Below are 16,765 nucleotides of genomic sequence, written 5' to 3' on the forward strand. Positions count from 1 at the left end.
TTGTTTTAGGTAAGCCTAAATCACATGGACGACGATCCGTACGGGGACCGCGAGCCGACGCGGCCGTCCGTCGCGTCGGTACCGAGGACCCGGCTCGATGCCGCTCGTGAGGCCCGCCAGCGATCCGGCCGCAATCGCCTCGCTCGCCGCGGATGACGGACGCGTCCCAGTACCTGCTGGCGTGCTATCTCGGCGCGCGGGAGGAGGGCGAGCCGGTGTCGCCGGGCTACGTCGCGGACGAACTCGAGCGGTCGCCGTCGGTTACGACGGAGACGCTCCAGCGCCTCGAGCGGCGGGGCTATCTGCGCTACGAACCGTACGAGGGAGCGACGCTAACCGACCAGGGACGCGAGGCGGCCGCCGACCTCCACGAGCGCTACGTCGTCCTGTCGACGTTCTTCCGAGAAGTCCTCGACCTCGCGGAGCCCGACCGCGAGGCGATGACACTGGCGGGCAGCGTCAGTCCGCTCGTGACCGAACGCGTCGCCGAAACGCTGCTCGAGGCCGAAGACGTCGAAGCGATCGACGTGCCGGTCTGAGACGGCGATCGAGAAATAACAAGAGCCGGGTCGAGAGAGCGGTTCGAGCCGCGGCGGGGGATCGCCCCGCACGAGCGGCCGTCAGTTCGTCGCCGACTCGAGGACCAGCGTGTCGTCCTCGAGGTAGTGTTCGATATGGTGAGTGTGTTCCTCGATGGTCACGAGCTGTTCGCGGAGCATCTCGGCGGTCGCGTGATCGCCGAGGTTCTCGGCGAGTTCGATGTGCTGGCGCGTACTCTCGATGATGTCGCCCATCATCTCGAGGTCGTTGGCAAGCGACGTCCGGATGTCGTAGACGTCCTCGTCTTCGGGTTCGACGGTCGCCTTCTCGGCCAGCGTCGTCATGTTCGCGTGTGGAACGCCGCCAAGCGCCTGCAGTCGCTCGGCGATCTCGTCGGCGGCGTCCTCGACGTCCTCGTAGACCTCCTGCAGGAACACGTGAATGTCGAGGAACTCCGCGCCCTCGACGTTCCAGTGGTGCTTGTGGAGCTGGTGATAGAGGACGTACGCGTCCGCCAGATCGCGGTTGAGCGCCTCGACGATCTGCTCGGCCTTCTCGGGCTCGAGCCTGAGCGAATTCTCCTCGACGGTACCGGCTTCCTGTTGGACGGTCTGCTGCGTGTTCATCACAGTAGTCTATAGGGCACCCACACTCATATAACTTATCTTATATTTTTTCGTGTGGCCTAAAAATCGGGCGGCGGGTACACGGTGGTTCAGGGGCCGAGAACGGAACTGCTAGAGACCGGCTGGCACCGAGATAGCATTCGGTCGTGCTACTCGCCGAATACCGACTCGAAGAACTTCCGCTCGGACGTCCGCAGATGCTGGTTGAAGGTCGCGGGCGCAATACCGAGGCGTTCGGCGATCTCCTCGCCCGTACTGCCCCGCGGCCAGTCGAAGTAGCCCGCGAAGTAGGCCGTCTCGAGGGCCGCCCGCTGTTTGTCGGTCAGTTCGTCCTCGAGGACCGACGACGGGCCGGCGTCGCTGCGGTCGCTCCGCTCGGTCGTCCGCTGGGCGAGGTAGGTCGCGTCGGCGCGCTGGTCCTGAATGAGTTCGATCATCCGGCGCGTGTCCCGGCCCCGCGGCAGTTCGATGACGAACCGGAACTCGCCGTCGGCGATCGTTGCCGACGCGACGCGGCCGCCGTGGGTCGCGATCGTCTCGAACAGCGACACCGCCGCCGGAGCGACGAGTTCGAACTCGAGTTCGTCGCGCCTGACCGAGAGGAACCGAACGTTGCCGACCCCGTCGGTGTCGTCGATGCTGTCTTCGAACGCTTCCTGCGAGACGCCGCGTGCCGTGCCGTAGGCCAACAGCGCCTCGTCGCCGCCGACTAGCTGTTCGAACTCGATCGTACACGACTCCGCCGCCGAGAGTTCGACCAGTTCCTCCGCCATGTCCTCGACGCGGAACTCGAGTTCGACGACGGCGTCGCTGACGAGGGCGTCCTTGCGTTCGATCGCCGTGATCGCGTGGGCGATGACGTCGCCGGTCCGGGCGAGGACCTCGGTCTCGGCCCCCATGAACGCCCGCGGCGACGACGAGTAGACGTTCAACACGCCGTAGACGAGATCTTCGTGGACGATCGGGACCGCGGCCGACGACCGGTAACCGCGGGAGCGTGCGGCCTCCCGCCACGGTCCGAACCCCGGATCCGCCTGCGCGTCGTTCATGACCTGCACCTCGCCGGTCCGGACGGCCGTTCCGGCCGGCCCCCGTCCGGTCTCGTCGTCCTCGGTGACGGAGACGTCGATCTCGTCGAGGTAACCGTCCTCGACGCCGGCGGCTGCCTTCGGGACGATGCGGTCGCTGCCCGGGTTGACACCGCCGATCCACGCGAACCGGTAGGCGTCCTCCGCGGCGAGCCGGTCACAGACCTGCTGTTCGAGTTCCGTGCGCGTCTCGGTCGTGATCACCGCGTGACTGATGTCGTGGCCGATCCGGTTGAGGCGATTTAGCGCCTCGAGTTGCTCGCGTTGCTGGCGGCGCTTTCGTTCCTGATGGGCACGCTCGATCGCGTGGTGGATCGTCCGCACCAGCAGTTCGCTGGTCACCTCGTCCTTGACGAGGAAGTCCTGTGCGCCCCGCTGGATCGCCTTGACCCCGACCTGCTGGTCGCGAACCCCCGTCAGTACGACGATCGGCGTCTCGCCGGTCTCCTCGTGGACCGTCTCGAGGGTCGTGAGCCCCTCGCTGTCGGGGAGGTTCAGATCGAGCAGGACGATGTCGGTCGGTTCGGTTTCGGCGGTCGCGAGCCCGTCCTCGAGGCGGGTTTCGCGGACGATTTCCGGTGCCCCACCGGCCGCATCGCCGGGGCTGACCCGCTGGGCCAGTTCCTCGGTATCCCGGAGCATCTCCTGGATCAGCCTGGCGTCGCCGGGGTTGTCCTCGATCAGGAGGACCCGAAGGGCGTCGGTCGCGTTGCCCTCTCCGCCCGCCCCCGCTCTGGTGTCGGTCTCGCTCATTGTGGATCGACCTCCGGTGGCAGCCGAACGACCGAGAACCAGAACTTCTCGAAGGCCCGAACGGTCTCGATGAACTCGTCCGGATCGACCGGCTTCGTGAGGTAGGCGTTCGCGTGGAGTTCGTAGGACCGGGCGATGTCCTCTTCCGCCCGAGAACTGGTCAGCACGATCACCGGGATCGATTGCAGTTTCGGATCGGCCTTGAGGTCCTCGAGGACGTCCTCGCCGTCCTTGCCGGGGAGGTTGAGATCCAGCAGGATCAGGTTCGGACGGGGGGCATCGGCGTACTCGCCGTGCTTGGAAAGGAACTCCAACGCCTCGGTCCCGTCGGAGACGACGTACAGGTCGTTCTCGATGCGACCCTGTTTGAACGCCTCCTTGGTCAGGCGAACGTCGCCGGGATTGTCCTCGACGAGCAGGATTCGGGCCGGCTCGGGCTGGGTGTGTGCTGTCTCAGTCATCGCTCAAGTCGTGGTTCGGTGTGGTGGGTAACGCGACGGAGACCGCTGCTCCCCCGCCCGTCTCCGAGTCGACGGTGATCGCGCCATCGTGGCGCTCGGCGATGCGCCGACAGGGCGCGAGCCCCCGCCGGTGCCGACGTACTCCTCGCGGCCGTGGAGCCGATCGAACACCCGGAAGAGACGATCCGTCTCCCTCGGATCGATTCCGATCCCCGATCGCGGACTGAAACCTTCCATCTCGGACCATCGTACTCGGCGAATACGGATATACGTGGGGTTCGTTCGCCCGAATAGGTAATCGCGGAATCCGGCAGGTTCTGGAACAGCTTCCGAAGCTGGTCGGGGTCGCCATCGACACGAAGACGTGGGACCGGTCTCGATCCCGGCGTCGGTCTCCTCGGTCCGCACCTCGAGGTCGGCCGACTCGAGCGCCCGCTGGCCGAGTGTCGCGACGGCCACCCGATACCGCAATCGAGCAGCGAGCGCGTCCGACGAGGGATCGACAGCAGCCATACTACCGTTCGAAAGACCCGCGAGAAGGGTAAACCTAGCGCCGGACCCTCTCGAGAGAGACTCTCCGTCCGTATTACCCATCATGGGAGTGACCGAACGGTCGGCGAGGATCGGCCGTCGCTTACGGTGGCGCTCGAGTGCCCCACCAGCCAGTTATAATAACAACTGAAACGAGTCACACACCGATCGCACAGCCGTCGTGCGATCGGGTGTGCATTGACTGTCAGTGGCTACTATCGGTTCCCGGTCGGAGTCGAACCGCGGCCCCGTCAGGATCGACGACCTCGAACCCGTCCCCACGATCAGTGATCGAAACGTCGGCCTCGAGGAGTCGCTCCCGGACTGCCTCGAGGGCCCCCTCACCGGGGACGAGCAGTTCGAACCACGCCAGTCCCCGCCCGCCGGCCGGCTCCGACCGGCGGTTCCACGTGTTCGTCCCGACGTGGTGGTGATAGTCCCCGGCAGCGAAAAACAGCGCGCCGGGCACGCCCGTCATCGTCACGTCGAAACCCAGCCGGTCGGCGTAGAACGACCGCGCCGCCTCGAGCGAGGACACCTCGAGATGGACGTGGCCGATCGTCGTCCCGTCGGGGACCAGTTGCGGCCCCGCGGGAGCCGGCCCGGCATCGCCGGCGGCCGCGAGGGCATCGAGGTCGAGCGGCGCGCCGTCGGCCCGGATGGTGCCGTCGTCGGCCCGCGGCCACGCCGCTCGGGGCCGGTCGCGGTAGATCTCGACTCCGTTGCCCGCGGGATCCGTACAGTACAGCGCCTCGCTGATGCCGTGATCGGAGGCCCCCTCGAGCGTCCAGCCATCCCGGAGTCGCTCGAGGGCGGCGGCAAGCGCTGCCCGCGAGGGGACCCGGAAGGCGGTGTGATAGAGACCGGCCGCCCGCTCGTCGCGCGACGCGACGGTCGAGTCCTCGCCGACGACCAGCAGTGCCGTCCCCTCGGTTCCGAGGGTCGTCGTTCGATCGGCCCGCTCTACCACACGGAGGCCGACGGTGTCGCGGTAGAAGTCGACGGTCGCAGTGCGGTCGGCGACCACCAGTGCGGCCCGGCCGAGCCGGGTGCCGTCCGGAAGCGTCGGGGATGGATCCGAAGACGCAGTCATACGTTTCCTACGGGCTCGAGGCCCCTAAGTGGCTCTTTCGGCCAAATGCCGACGACGGACGTCGATCGGCTCGTTGACTCCACCACCGCCCGGGACCGGGCTCCGAACCGCGTTTCTGTATCGCCATATGTGATTTATACCTGGGGAGCAGGGGAGAGTACCGACCGAGCGTGATCGGACCGCGATCGCTCGAGCGAGCCGACCGGCGAACATACCGGACTCGTGCCGATAGCGACGCGTCCCAGCCCGGTCGCGGTCCGCGCGGGCTTCGATACTCAGGGACTGAGCGGACGGCCAGCCGGGGACGTCGTCGCCGTCCGCAAGTAGCGACGAGCCGAAACGGCCCCGGAAACGGCGTCCGCAGTCGAAGGGAAGGTTCGAACCGACGGCCGATCGCCGTAGTCGACCACCCCGGGCACGACCCTGACGACGGCCGGCAACTCACCCGTTCGGCCGATCGCGGGCGACTCATCGACAGCGATCGGCGACGACCGGACTTCCCGTGGCCACCCGGCCCGCTCGAGTCCGATCGGAATCCAGTTCTCGTCCGACGGTCGGGAACCGTCGTCACCGGCCTCAAACCCCTGGGTCACGACCCGAAAACCGGCCGCTCCGAACGGGCCGACACCGACTCGAGCCACCCGGTGGTATCGTGGAACTCGATCGCCGACGGACGACGAATTCGACTGCGGCGTTGCAGCCGACCGTCGCGGCACGAGATCCCCAGTCGTGACTGACGCCGTGCCGTCGGCCGGTATAATCGTGTGAGCTGGAAACAAGGGCCGGGCGCTGGGAGAGGCGAACCGATCGTCGGCCCAGTTGCCGGTCGGAACGATCGGTCGAATCGATTCGACCGTGGCGCTTGCTCCGGGGTCGGAACGGGAACGTCCGTTCGAACAGTATCTTATAAATCATATGCTGCTATAGCAATTCCAGTACTGGGCTGGACGGACATCGACTGCGTCGGAGCGGCCCTAATCGGAGATTGGCCGGACGGAACGGGGTGATCGACGGGCCGAAACGGAATCGAACTCGCGGTGTCGCCGCGAGCGGTCCCACAGGGCGGACGATACGGATCGCATACTAATGGCGGCGGTCGGCGCGGGCGTAGATATGATACCGGACCCGACGGGATCGTTCACGACCGACCTCCAGCGGCGCGTCTACGAGTACGTCGAGCGTAACGGAGCCGTCACTCGCGACGAGCTGGCCCGCACGATCACGGTCGACGACGGCCGGGCCACCTCCAAACCCGCGCGGTCGGGGACCTACACCGAGTCGGTGCCGCCGACGCCGGACGAACTCCGGACGTGTCTCGAGGCACTGCAGGCGGAGGGACATCTGACCGAGACCGACGGCAAGCTTCGGGTCGCGCTCGCGGCGACGACGACGGACCTCGACTGCGAGGACGGGCGCGTCACCATCCGGCCGGCACGCGGGCGGGACCGGGCGGGGATCATCGAGACGATGCGGACGGTCGCCGCCGACGGGCCGTACGTCGTCGCCGACCACGTCGCGACCGACCTCGAGCGCGATCGGGCGCTCGTACGGGCCAACGAGGACCGGGCGCGGGTCGTCTTCACCGCGATCCTCGAGCCGGCGTCCGATGACGAAGGCGAGTCGGAAGCGGATTCCGGCGGAAACGCGGACGCGTCGACGGACGGCGACGTCGTCGGCTGGCTCCACGTCGATGCACCCGAACGCCGGGCGCTCCGTCATACCGCCGAGGTGACCGTCGGCGTCGATCCCAACCACCGCCGGGAGGGGATCGGCACAGAACTGCTCGAATACGGCCTCGAGTGGGCGATCGACGCGGGCTACGAGAAGTGCTACCAGCACGTCCCCGCGACCAACGACGGGGCGATCGCCTTCCTCGAGGAGAACGGCTGGGAGCGGGAGGGAACCCACGAGGGGCAGTACTGTCTCGACGGCGAGTACGTCGACGAGGTCATGCTGGCGGTCTGGCCGTAGCACACCGGAGAGCGAGTCGATCGGACGCATCGGCCTCGACGAATACGCTGTTTGGCGGTAGCACTATACATAGCCACGATGGACTCGGACGCATGGAACCGAATCGGTTCGCCGAACTCGGCGTATTGGGAGTACTCGCGGAGGAGCCCGCCGACACGGAAACCGTCCGCGAACGGCTCCGGCACAACTTCAGTCGATACTGGACAGCGGGGTACGGGGCGCTCGAGCCGACCGTCGAGCGGCTCCGGGAGGCGGGTCACGTCACGGCGGTCACGTCGGTCACGGCGGCGGGCCGCCGGGAAACCGAGTACGCGATCACGGACGACGGTCGCGAGCGACTTCGGACGCTGCTGAACGAGCCGATTCCCGACGACGAGATTCCGATGGGCGGCCCGCGACTCGTTCTGACGATCGGCTTTCTCCATCACCTCCCCGCCGACGAACGGAGCGAGCGACTCGCGGCGCTTATCGATCGGTTCGAGCGGGCCCGCAGCCGATGGCACGACGTCAAAGCGACTCACGAAGAGACGCTGGCGGAGCCGACCGGGTACCGGCGTGATCTGCAGGACCTCGCGATCCGGCTCGTCGACACGTACTGTCAGTGGCTGACCGACCTACGGGACGAATTGGAGGCCGAGCCACAGCGTCGGTCGTGACCCCATCCCGTCGGTACTCGCGGAGCGCCGGACGCCGACACCACCGCGAGGACGGAGGACCATCTTCTTGCCAGTCGATCCCATATCACGCCGCATGGAGGAAATTTCCCTTGGCGTACCGGAGCCGATCCTCGAGCGACTGCCGGACGACGACGAGAGCGCGGCGGCGGACATGCACAAGGCCGTCGCGGGCTGGGAGGACCAACTCAACCGCGTCCGCGAGGAGGCCGCGGACGACCGCGAGGCCGCCGGACGGATACTCGAGGCCATCGAACGGTTCGAGGAACGCTACGAGACCTACGACGCGTTCGTCCCCGAGCTGCGGGCGTGGGGCCAGTCGCCGATCTACGCGATCGCGTGGCGGACGCTGTACGCCGACGTGATCGCCCAGCTGTACGATCACGACGACCTCGCCGACCACCTCGACCGGGAACGAAACGCGCGACTTGTCGAGGACGGCATTCGGCTGCAGGACCTGTAGCGACGGCGACCCGTTTCGAACCGTCTTCTCCCAAGCGTTGAAACTTCAGGACGGCGTAGGAAACGGTATGGCATTCGCCGTCTCCCGCGCCGGAACGACGCGTCTCACCCTCCATGGGGGATCCGATACCACCGCCTGCAACGAGGCCGAGGCCGATCTCGCCGAGACCCTCGAGGCGCTCGTTGCGGAGGGCCAGCTGACCGATTGGGAGATCGCCGACGCCGAGGTGTACGAACACCCGACCGCGCCGTTCGATCCCTACACGATCGCGCTCGCGGTCGAGGTGACGGTGACCGTCGACGCCGACGATGCCGACGCGGCGGCCGAAGAAGGGATGGCCGCGATCGAGGCGGCGCTCGCCGGGACCGACGCCGAGCCCGACGACGACGCGTCGTCGCCGACGGTCGAACCGATCTGAGGACGGCCGCCGCGTCCCGGTATCGCGTTACCGGACGGACTTATGTCGCTGGACGGCGAGTACGTGGTATGGACATCGATCTCCGATTCTTCGCCACGTTCCGGGAAGCCGTCGGCGAGAAGGAGCGAACGCGAACCGTGGCGGACGACGCCACCGTCGGCGACGTCCTCGCGAGCCTCGAGGCCGAGTACGAGGGCCTCGAGGGGCAGCTACTCGCCGATGGCGAGGTTCGGCCGCAACTGAGCGTGTTGAAAAACGGCCGCAACGTGGTCCACATGGAGGGCGTCGACACGACGCTCGAAGCGGGCGACGTGGTGTCGGTGTTCCCGCCGGTCGCCGGCGGGTAGAGTGAAAATCGGGCGGTGATCCGGGGCGTTTCCCCGACGCTTTTGTTGGTCGATCGAAACGATCAGCGTATGCTCGATGAAGCCGCCGAACTCGTCCTCGAGCTGGGAGTCGACTGGCTCATCGATCGCAACGGGACGCGATCACGGCTCGAGCAGGCGTCACTGTTTCTCGGTCTCGTCGCCGCCGTAACCGCGGCCGCGCTGGCGGTCCTCGTCGGGCCGCTGTACGGGCTCGCTGTGGGCGTCGTCGCGCTGGTATTGCTCCTCTATGGTGCGTGACTGACAGCCGTGGGAACCGCCGACACCGCGCTCCGCGAGCGCTTCCGAGAACGCTTTAGGCCTCGTGATACTCGAGTCGAACGTGACGGAAACCGACAGCAGTGACGCGGATCGCGGTGCCGCCGGCGAGACGCCACCGGACTCGATCGGCGGGAGCCGACCCGCCGAGGTCGAGGCCGAGTCGGTCACGTTCGATCGCGAGGGGATCCGCGCCGGCTTCCTGACCTGTCTCCCGATCGCCGTCGGCGTCGGCGGCTACGGGATCGCCTTCGGGATGCTCGCGCGCCAGGCGGGCCTGAGCGTCGCCGAGGCGGCACTGATGAGTGCGACGGTACTCGCCGGCGCGGCCCAGATCGTCGCCGTCGAGCTTTGGACCGAGCCGATCCCCATTGCGACCGTCCTCCTCGCGACGCTGGCGATCAACCTCCGGTACTCGCTGATGGGCGCGGCGCTTCGCCCGTGGCTCGAGCGACTCACCCCGCTTCGGAGCTACGGCAGCCTCCTACTGATGGCCGACGAGAACTGGGCACTGACGATGCGCGAACTCAAAGACGGAGGCAGCCGGGGCGCGTTCCTGCTGGGGACCGGGATCGTGATGTGGCTCTTCTGGGTCGCGGCGACGGTCGTCGGCGCGGCCGCCGGCGGCGTGATCGGCGACCCGGCCCGGTACGGCCTCGACTTCGTCCTCGCGGCGGTCTTCGTCGCGCTCGCGCTCGAACTCTGGGAGGGGCGGGCGACGCTGGTGCCGTGGCTCGTCGCGCTCGCAACCGCCGTCGTCGCCGACGCCCTACTGTCCGGCCAGTGGTACATCCTCCTGGGCGGGTTCGCGGCCGCCGCCGTCGAGGTGGTCCGCTATGATGAGTGAGGGACCGCTCGCGCTCGATCCGCTCGTCGTCGGCGTCGTCCTCGCGATGGCGATCGTGACCGCCCTCACGAAGATCGGCGGCTTCTGGCTCCTCTCGCGGCTCGAGGTGAGCGATCGAGTCGAGGCCGGCCTCTCGGTCCTGCCGGGCGCGATCGTGATCGCGATCCTCGGGCCGGAGCTGGCGACTGGCGGGCCGGCGGAGTGGGGCGCGGCCGGCGTCGTACTGGCGATCATGTGGCGCACCGAGAACATCCTGCTGTCGCTGTGCGGCGGGATCGGAGCCGTCGTCGCGTTCCGCGCGCTCCTGTGAGCCGGGACCCACGAACGCGAATTTATCCGTCCGGCCGTCGAACCGGGAGTATGGCAACCCGTACCGAGCGTTCCTTTCGCGGCATCTCCGAGCGGCTCGTCGTCCGCTACCTGACGAACTTAGGCGGTGAGCAGGTCGACGACGACACGGTCGAAGGCGAGGACTGGACGGCGACGTTCTCCTCGGAAACGGTCGCCGTCGGACCGTCGCTGCAGCTGACCGAGGTGACGATCGTCTTCGAGGGCGACGAGGAGACCCTCGAGCCGCTGGTCGAGCAGTTCGCACAGAAGGCGATGCGCGCGGGCGGATAGATGGCGGGCGAACCGATCGAGGGGCAGGTCCTCCTGCTGACGGCCGCGAAGGCGAGCGTCCCGGCGACCCGACTGCCGGACCTCATCGAGCGGGCGCAGGCGAGGGTGGGCCCCGACCGCGAGCGATACCGCCGGGAGTTCGAGCGATGCTACGCCGACGACGATCTCGAGGCCTTCCTGGTCGATTGGGGCCACTGGGAGGGGATCGGCGAGGAGATCGGACTAACCGATCGCGAACTGTCGGCCGTTCGTCGCGCACACGAGGAGCAACTCCTGCGGATCGGCCGACGAACCGACCGCGAGGCGGAGTTCGAGACGGCCCTCGAGATCCGCGAGCCGGTGGTCATCGCCACGCCGGAAGACGACGAGTAGCGGCGGTCAGCGTCCCCTCGAGGGCGTCGCGGTCGCGCCGCGGCCGCTCGCGGTCGATGGCAACTATAAAGATCGTGTTTCACCTTTGAAGAACCACCCAGACGATGGCTATCGACCAGGAAACCGAGATGACCGACGCGGAGATCGACGACTTCCTCAGTCGTCACGAGACGGGGGTGTTGTCGCTCGCGCGGACGGACGACCCGTACGCGATTCCGATCTCGTACGGCTACGACGACGACGCCCGGGAGTTCTACATGCGGATGGTATCGACGCCCGACAGCGAGAAGCGGCAGTTCCTCGAATCTACGCCCGCAGGGCGACTCGTCGTCTACGACGAAGCCGGTTCGACCTACCGGAGCGTCATCGCGACCGGCGAACTACAAAGCATCGAGCCCGCGGAGCTGACGCCGGACCAGATCGCCCAGTACGGCGACGCGAAGCGGCCGCTGTTCGAAATCTGGGCCGAAGGGAAGGACGCACTCGACATCGAACTCTACCGCCTCGTGCCCGCAACGCTGGCGGGACGGCGAACCGAAGTCGATCGAGAGGAGTAAGAGCGGGCGATCGGGCCAGTGCCGACTCGGAGCGAGTCTAGTTCGTCTGCTGTTCTGCGACGAAGTCCGCCGACGAGACCGACGCCCCACAGACCGGACAGCCGTGTGTGAGTGTGGCCTCGCGCATCGATTCGTTGACCTCGATCTCCTGCCCGCACTCGGGGCACGTGAACTCGTATCTACTCATGTCGGGGGAAACTCGCGTGAACCGTCGGTTGTCTACCGTATAGCTGTACGTCCAGTATATATAGGGTTGCGGTTCGGTGCCACCGGCCTGTAGGTCCCGTTACGTTCATAGGGTTCGAGTCAGCAGCCGCCGTCCACGTCCCGTTGTCCCGAACGACGACCGACGCGTCGTCGGTCACTCATGGTCGAGGATCGCATCGAGGAGTTTCGTCTGGGCCGCCGCGAGGTGTTCGGTAAACGTCGTACTGGTAATACCGAGTTCCGTGGCGACTTCGCCGGCGTTGGCCCGCTTTGGGTGTTCGAAGTAGCCCATCCGGTGAGCCGTCTCCAACACCTCGGTCTGGCGGTCGGTCAGCGTACTCCGGTCGACGAAGACGAGGTGTCGCTCGTCGTGGTCCTGCTGGGACTGAAGCAGTCGCTGGACGTCGAGCCCCGAATACCGCTCGCGCAGGTCGCCGATGACCGCCTGCAGGACGTGCATGTCCGGGGTGTGGAACGTGAGATACAACGCACTGCCGTGTGCCCGGACGTCGACGACCGGACAGTCGTGGCCCTCGATACACTCGCAGGGACAGCCCTGGCCCAGTTCGCGCTCGAACCGGTAGACCTCGCTCGAGCCGTAGGAGAAGATCGACTCGATCTCGGCGTCGACGTCGAACTCCTCGGGGTAGTCGTCGGCCTCGAGCATGAACTCCTCGGTCACGCGCTCGGGCGCGGACGGGCTGGTGCTTTTGGAAACCGAATGGACTCGCCCACTGGCCGCCGCGGCGGCCTGCGCGACGACGCAGTCCGGCGGGTCGTCGATCTTTATCTCAGCGCGAATCCCCGAAGCCATCGACCGGTACTCGGGGGGCCGGCATCCTAAACCCTGTGTCCGCAGTTCGACCCCGCCACCCGTATCCCACCCCATATAAAGGCCCCTGTATTTATTGGGACTCGTTTGGAGGGGGCTCGGTGGATACGATGAGGTGTAACAGATGTCCGCTACGAACTCCGACGCCCGGAAGCGAGGCTGGCACCGCGACGAGACCGTCGATACACAGGCCGTGTTGGCCGCCCTCGACGACGACGCCTGTCGGGCCATCCTCGAGGCGACGACCCAGGAGGCACTGACCGCGACGGAACTCTCCGACCGCTGTGACATCCCGATGTCGACCGCCTACCGGAAGGTCGAACTGCTGACCGACGCCGACCTGGTCGAGGAGCAGGTCCGGATCAACACCTCGGGCAAGCACGCGACCGAATACGCCACGAACTTCGACGACGTCCACGTCTCCGTCGGCGACGACGGGTTCGAGATCGAACTGACCAAACCGGAGGGCGACGCCGAGGCCGGGTCGAGCTACGGCTCGCCAGCGGTCGCCGATGACTGAACCGGGCGCCTTCGCCGTCTTCGGATCGATTGTAGTGGATCCCGCTCGAGTCGACACCGTTCGTCGATAGATTCCTTCTCGTCGCATCGCTGCCGTCGTCTACTGCTCGGATCGGACGACAGCGGTCGGTAGGGCGACCGACACCCTTCCGGACACGCCGTCTCGAGCGCGAAAACGATCCGACGGTCCCGCTCAGTCGTCGCTCGAGACCGCCGCACCGCCCTCGCCGCTGACGCCGGTGCCGGGGCCGAGGTCGATGCCGAGTTCCTCGAGTTTTTCGTCGGGGACGACCCCGTCGACCCAGCCGCGGTGGTCGTAGTACTCTTCTTTCATCTCCTCGAGTTCGCAGTACTCGCCCTCGCTCGCGCCCTGGCCGCGGATGCCGTCCTCGAGGAACCGCTCGGGCAGGGAGTCGTCCGCGCCGTCGAAGCCGTTGAGGTTGTTGTAGTAGCGCTCGAGGTTGTAGATGCGCTCGCCGGCCTCGAGCAGTTCCTCCTCGCCGACGTCGCGGCCGGTCATGCCGTTGTACTGCAGGACGTACTCCTCGATGCCCTCCGCGAAGGCGTTGAACTTGCAGATGTCGAAGGAGTCGCTGATGGCGTGGAGGTCCTGGAACTGGGCGGTGAGTTCGCCCTTGCCCTCGTACTCGTAGGGGTCGACCTTCTCGGGGATGCCGAGGATTTCGGCGGCGGGGGTGTACCCGCGCAGGTGGCAGGCCCCGCGGTTCGAGGTGGCGTAGCCGATGCCCATCCCCTTCATGCAGCGCGGGTCGTAGGCCGCGATGGTCTGGCCCTTGACCGCCAGCGAGTTGTCGTGGGCGTCTTTCGCCTCGGCGACGCGGCGCGGCCCCTCCGCGAGCAGGTCCGCGAACTCGTCCTCGCGGTGGGCGATGCGCTCGATCATGTCGATCATCGTCTCGGTGTCGCCCCACTCGAGTTCGCCGACGCCCTCGAGTTTGCCCTCCTCGGTCATCTCCATGGCCATCGCCATCATGTTGCCCGCGTCGATGGTGTCGATGCCCATGTCGTTACAGCGCTCGAGCATGAGCGCGATCTTGTCGCGGTCGGTGTGGCCGGAGTTCGGGCCGAGCGCGTAGGCCGACTCGTACTCGTAGGACTCGGTGCGGACGTTCATCTCCTCGCCCTTGTGCATCGCCGTCACCTCGACTTCCTTCTTGCAGGCGACGGGACAGGAGTGACACGTCGGTTCGTCGACGAGGATGTTCTCGCGGACGTTCTCGCCGGAGACGCGCTCGGCGTCGATGTCGACGCCCTCGGCCTCGCGCATGCTCTTCGTCGACGTGTATTTCCCGTTCTTCGTCGGGAGGCCGTCCATCTCCTCGCCGATGTTCATCAGGACGTTGGTGCCGTACATCGAGAGGCCGCCCTCGTTGGGCGCGGTGACCTCCGACTCCTGGATGGCCTGCATGGCCTGCTGGTGGCCCTCCTTGAACGTCTCCGAGTCGGCCGGCTTCGGCATCTTCGTCGAGGACTTGACGACGACGGCCTTGAGGTTCTTCGACCCCATGACACAGCCGGTGCCGCCGCGGCCGGAGGCCCGGTCGTCCTCGTTCATAATGGAGGCGTACTTGACGCCGTTCTCGCCGCCGGGGCCGATCCCCATGATCGAGAGGTTCTTGCCGTAGGACCCCTCGACCTCCGCCTCGATCTCGTCGCGCGTGTCGTGGAAGCCCTCGCCCCAGAGGTGGGAGGCGTCGCGCAGTTCGACCTCGCCGTCCTCGACGAAGGCGTAGACCGGTTCGTCGGCCTCGCCTTCGAAACACAGGCCGTCGAAGCCGGCCCACTTGAGCCGAGCGCCGGACCAGCCGCCGTGGTGGCTGTCGGTGACCGTGCCGGTCAGCGGCGATTTGGTACAGATGGCGATCCGGCCGCTCATCGTTACCTGCGTGCCCGACAGCGGCCCGTTCATGAAGGCCAGCAGGTTGTCGGGTCCGAGCGGATCGACGTCCGGACCCTGGTCGAAGACGTACTTTACCCCAAGCCCCCGCGCACCGATATACTGCTTTGCATCTTCGTCGTCGATCGACTCGTATGCGACTTCCCCGTCCGAGAGATCGATGCGGGCGACCCTGTCTTGAAATCCGCCGAGTTCAGTCATGGTAACCGTTCCGTGTTAGCTACGACGCCCAGCACGTTAGTTGTTGACAGTCAAACGTAACCGGGTTCGGTTATCCGATCTCCGACACCGATCGCGAGCCGCCAACTCGCGAGCGGGGGCCGATTCGAAGGCGGACTCTCTCGAGACGGAACGGGGACTCCGACACCGTAACCGATACCGGACGGTCGGCCTCGAGCGGGGGTCAGTCGCCCGTCCCGTGGCCAGCGTCCGGGGTCGTCGGGAGCGAGGTCCCGGCGATCCGGGTCCGGCGAGCGCGGCGGAACACCGCGTCCGGACAGAGGCCGAACGCGAGGTTCCGTACTCGACAGCCGATCCTCGAGCGGATCGTCGCGATCGTGCCGAGGCGATGTGACTCGGAGCGAACCCGCTCGGCTCTCGGCATCCGCTCGGCGACGTACGCGTCGATGGCCGCGGACGGCTCCTCGCGGGCGGCAAGCGAGTGGGCCAGGGCGAGTGCATCCTCGATCGCCTGTGCCGCCCCCTGCCCGGCGAACGGATACATCCCGTGTGCCGCGTCGCCAGCGAGGACGACCGAGCCGTGAGACCACCGCTCGAGCGGCGGAACGTCTTCCAGGGCGGTGACGACGATGTCGTCCGGCTCGAGCGAGTTGACAACGGACGGCATCGGCTCGGGATAATCGGCGAGCCGGTTCCGAAGCGGCGATAGTTGGTCTCGAGTCGTCGCCGCGGACTCGGCCTGTCGTCCGGCCACAGTCGCGAACCAGTAGAACCGGTCGTCGCCGATCGGCGCGCCGCCCGCGTACGTGCCGTCACCCCACACCTCGAACCCCAGCGCACGGTGTGCCGGCGGCAGTTCGATCTCGGCGACCGCCCGGTAGACGACGCTGTCGAGCGTCCGCAATTCGACGTCGGGCACGACCGCGTCGCGGACGGTCGAATGGATGCCGTCCGCGCCGACGACCACGTCCGGCCGAACGCGGGTGCCGTCGTCGAACCGAACGGTCGGCGTTTCCCCCGCGTCGACCGCTGTGCATGCCGTCCCGGTTTCGACCGTGCCGTCGAGTTCGTCGAGCAGGATCCGCTGTAGGTCGGCGCGGTAGATCGCGACCGCTCCGTACCCGAACGCGGACCGTTCGACGCCGTTCAGGTCGAACCGCGACAGGACCCGCCCGGCGGGCGAGCGGATCCGGACGTCCTCGAGCGGCTTCCCGGCCGCTCGGACCCGATCGACGATGCCGAGTCGGTCGAAGACGAGAAGCGCGTTCGCCTGCAGGAGGATGCCGGCACCGACGGGTCGGTAATCGGATGCCGCCTCGTAGACGGTCGGTTCGATGCCGCGTTGCTCGAGTGCGATCGCCGTCGTCAGGCCACAGATACCGCCGCCGACGACGGCGACGTCGAGTGTCGCTTGCATCCGGGTCATATCCAGTCTTCGAGCGCCACAGCG

At 67.1% G+C, this 16,765-nt stretch carries 22 protein-coding genes; 14 read left to right on the forward strand and 8 right to left on the reverse strand.

The annotated features are described in order from the left end of the window. Positions 1-24: 24 nt before the first annotated feature. Together NP511_RS06605 and NP511_RS06610 are read left to right on the forward strand one after the other, a co-directional pair. Positions 25-156, forward strand: coding sequence for a hypothetical protein (locus NP511_RS06605; protein ID WP_257720303.1), 132 nt, complete (start codon positions 25-27; stop codon positions 154-156). Next, a complete protein-coding gene (locus NP511_RS06610; protein ID WP_049964896.1) occupies positions 153-539 on the forward strand; it encodes a metal-dependent transcriptional regulator in 387 nt (128 codons plus the stop codon). Before NP511_RS06605 ends, NP511_RS06610 begins: the two co-directional genes overlap by 4 nt. 81 nt (positions 540-620) lie before the next feature. Here NP511_RS06610 and dpsA read toward each other — a convergent pair whose 3' ends face one another. The 4 genes from dpsA to NP511_RS06630 all read right to left on the reverse strand — a co-directional run bounded on the left by dpsA (position 621) and on the right by NP511_RS06630 (position 5,092). Beyond that, positions 621-1,166: a DNA starvation/stationary phase protection protein DpsA gene (gene dpsA, locus NP511_RS06615; RefSeq protein ID WP_049964897.1), complete on the reverse strand. Its 546-nt coding sequence runs from the start codon at positions 1,164-1,166 to the stop codon at positions 621-623. Between the two features lie 149 nt (positions 1,167-1,315). After that, entirely contained in the window at positions 1,316-3,007 is a 1,692-nt protein-coding gene (locus NP511_RS06620; protein ID WP_049964898.1) for a bacterio-opsin activator domain-containing protein, read from the reverse strand. Continuing rightward, on the reverse strand, positions 3,004-3,468 hold the full coding sequence (locus NP511_RS06625; RefSeq protein WP_049964899.1) for a response regulator: 465 nt from the start codon (positions 3,466-3,468) through the stop codon (positions 3,004-3,006). The genes NP511_RS06620 and NP511_RS06625 overlap by 4 nt, the downstream gene beginning before the upstream one ends. 736 nt (positions 3,469-4,204) lie before the next feature. After that, positions 4,205-5,092, reverse strand: a complete 888-nt coding sequence (locus NP511_RS06630) for a VOC family protein (protein ID WP_049964901.1) — start codon at positions 5,090-5,092, stop codon at positions 4,205-4,207. 1,113 nt (positions 5,093-6,205) lie between these two features. Here NP511_RS06630 and NP511_RS06635 point away from each other — a divergent pair. From NP511_RS06635 to NP511_RS06685, 11 genes are all read left to right on the forward strand, one after another. Continuing rightward, entirely contained in the window at positions 6,206-7,063 is an 858-nt protein-coding gene (locus NP511_RS06635; RefSeq protein ID WP_049964954.1) for a GNAT family N-acetyltransferase, read from the forward strand. A 92-nt stretch (positions 7,064-7,155) separates the two neighbouring features. Next, positions 7,156-7,719, forward strand: coding sequence for a PadR family transcriptional regulator (locus tag NP511_RS06640; protein ID WP_049964905.1), 564 nt, complete (start codon positions 7,156-7,158; stop codon positions 7,717-7,719). Between the two features lie 94 nt (positions 7,720-7,813). Then, positions 7,814-8,200, forward strand: a complete 387-nt coding sequence (locus tag NP511_RS06645) for a DUF7971 family protein (protein ID WP_006650190.1) — start codon at positions 7,814-7,816, stop codon at positions 8,198-8,200. A 67-nt stretch (positions 8,201-8,267) separates the two neighbouring features. Beyond that, entirely contained in the window at positions 8,268-8,618 is a 351-nt protein-coding gene (locus tag NP511_RS06650) for a hypothetical protein (protein WP_049964907.1), read from the forward strand. Between the two features lie 68 nt (positions 8,619-8,686). Beyond that, positions 8,687-8,965, forward strand: coding sequence for a ubiquitin-like small modifier protein 1 (locus NP511_RS06655; RefSeq protein WP_006181359.1), 279 nt, complete (start codon positions 8,687-8,689; stop codon positions 8,963-8,965). Between the two features lie 69 nt (positions 8,966-9,034). Next, positions 9,035-9,244, forward strand: coding sequence for a hypothetical protein (locus NP511_RS06660; RefSeq protein WP_049964908.1), 210 nt, complete (start codon positions 9,035-9,037; stop codon positions 9,242-9,244). Positions 9,245-9,326: 82 nt separating this feature from the next. After that, positions 9,327-10,109, forward strand: a complete 783-nt coding sequence (locus NP511_RS06665) for an AzlC family ABC transporter permease (RefSeq protein ID WP_049964955.1) — start codon at positions 9,327-9,329, stop codon at positions 10,107-10,109. Then, entirely contained in the window at positions 10,099-10,419 is a 321-nt protein-coding gene (locus NP511_RS06670) for an AzlD family protein (RefSeq protein ID WP_084158246.1), read from the forward strand. Before NP511_RS06665 ends, NP511_RS06670 begins: the two co-directional genes overlap by 11 nt. Positions 10,420-10,469: 50 nt before the next feature. Then, positions 10,470-10,730 (forward strand): MoaD-like domain-containing protein, encoded by a 261-nt coding sequence (locus NP511_RS06675; protein ID WP_049964910.1) that lies wholly within the window; start codon positions 10,470-10,472, stop codon positions 10,728-10,730. Further along, entirely contained in the window at positions 10,731-11,102 is a 372-nt protein-coding gene (locus NP511_RS06680) for a DUF8048 family protein (protein ID WP_049964911.1), read from the forward strand. Between the two features lie 104 nt (positions 11,103-11,206). Beyond that, the gene (locus tag NP511_RS06685) at positions 11,207-11,659 is read left to right on the forward strand and encodes a pyridoxamine 5'-phosphate oxidase family protein (protein ID WP_006181365.1); all 453 of its coding nucleotides are present in this window, start codon (positions 11,207-11,209) and stop codon (positions 11,657-11,659) included. Between the two features lie 37 nt (positions 11,660-11,696). Here the strand turns inward: NP511_RS06685 and NP511_RS06690 are convergent, their stop codons facing one another. Further along, positions 11,697-11,846 (reverse strand): DUF7560 family zinc ribbon protein, encoded by a 150-nt coding sequence (locus NP511_RS06690; protein WP_006181366.1) that lies wholly within the window; start codon positions 11,844-11,846, stop codon positions 11,697-11,699. 174 nt (positions 11,847-12,020) lie between these two features. Then, positions 12,021-12,680, reverse strand: coding sequence for a helix-turn-helix domain-containing protein (locus NP511_RS06695; RefSeq protein WP_049964912.1), 660 nt, complete (start codon positions 12,678-12,680; stop codon positions 12,021-12,023). A gap of 142 nt (positions 12,681-12,822) precedes the next feature. On the opposite strand from NP511_RS06695, the gene NP511_RS06700 reads away from it, so the two are divergent. Continuing rightward, the gene (locus NP511_RS06700) at positions 12,823-13,218 is read left to right on the forward strand and encodes a winged helix-turn-helix domain-containing protein (RefSeq protein ID WP_006650182.1); all 396 of its coding nucleotides are present in this window, start codon (positions 12,823-12,825) and stop codon (positions 13,216-13,218) included. A gap of 192 nt (positions 13,219-13,410) precedes the next feature. Here NP511_RS06700 and NP511_RS06705 read toward each other — a convergent pair whose 3' ends face one another. Together NP511_RS06705 and NP511_RS06710 are read right to left on the reverse strand one after the other, a co-directional pair. Then, complete coding sequence (locus NP511_RS06705; RefSeq protein ID WP_049964913.1) at positions 13,411-15,336, reverse strand: aldehyde ferredoxin oxidoreductase family protein; 1,926 nt, start codon at positions 15,334-15,336, stop codon at positions 13,411-13,413. A 202-nt stretch (positions 15,337-15,538) separates the two neighbouring features. Next, positions 15,539-16,732: an FAD-dependent monooxygenase gene (locus tag NP511_RS06710; RefSeq protein ID WP_136396859.1), complete on the reverse strand. Its 1,194-nt coding sequence runs from the start codon at positions 16,730-16,732 to the stop codon at positions 15,539-15,541. Positions 16,733-16,765: the final 33 nt, after the last annotated feature.

This window comes from Natrinema thermotolerans (assembly GCF_031165565.1).
Lineage (GTDB): Archaea > Halobacteriota > Halobacteria > Halobacteriales > Natrialbaceae > Natrinema > Natrinema thermotolerans.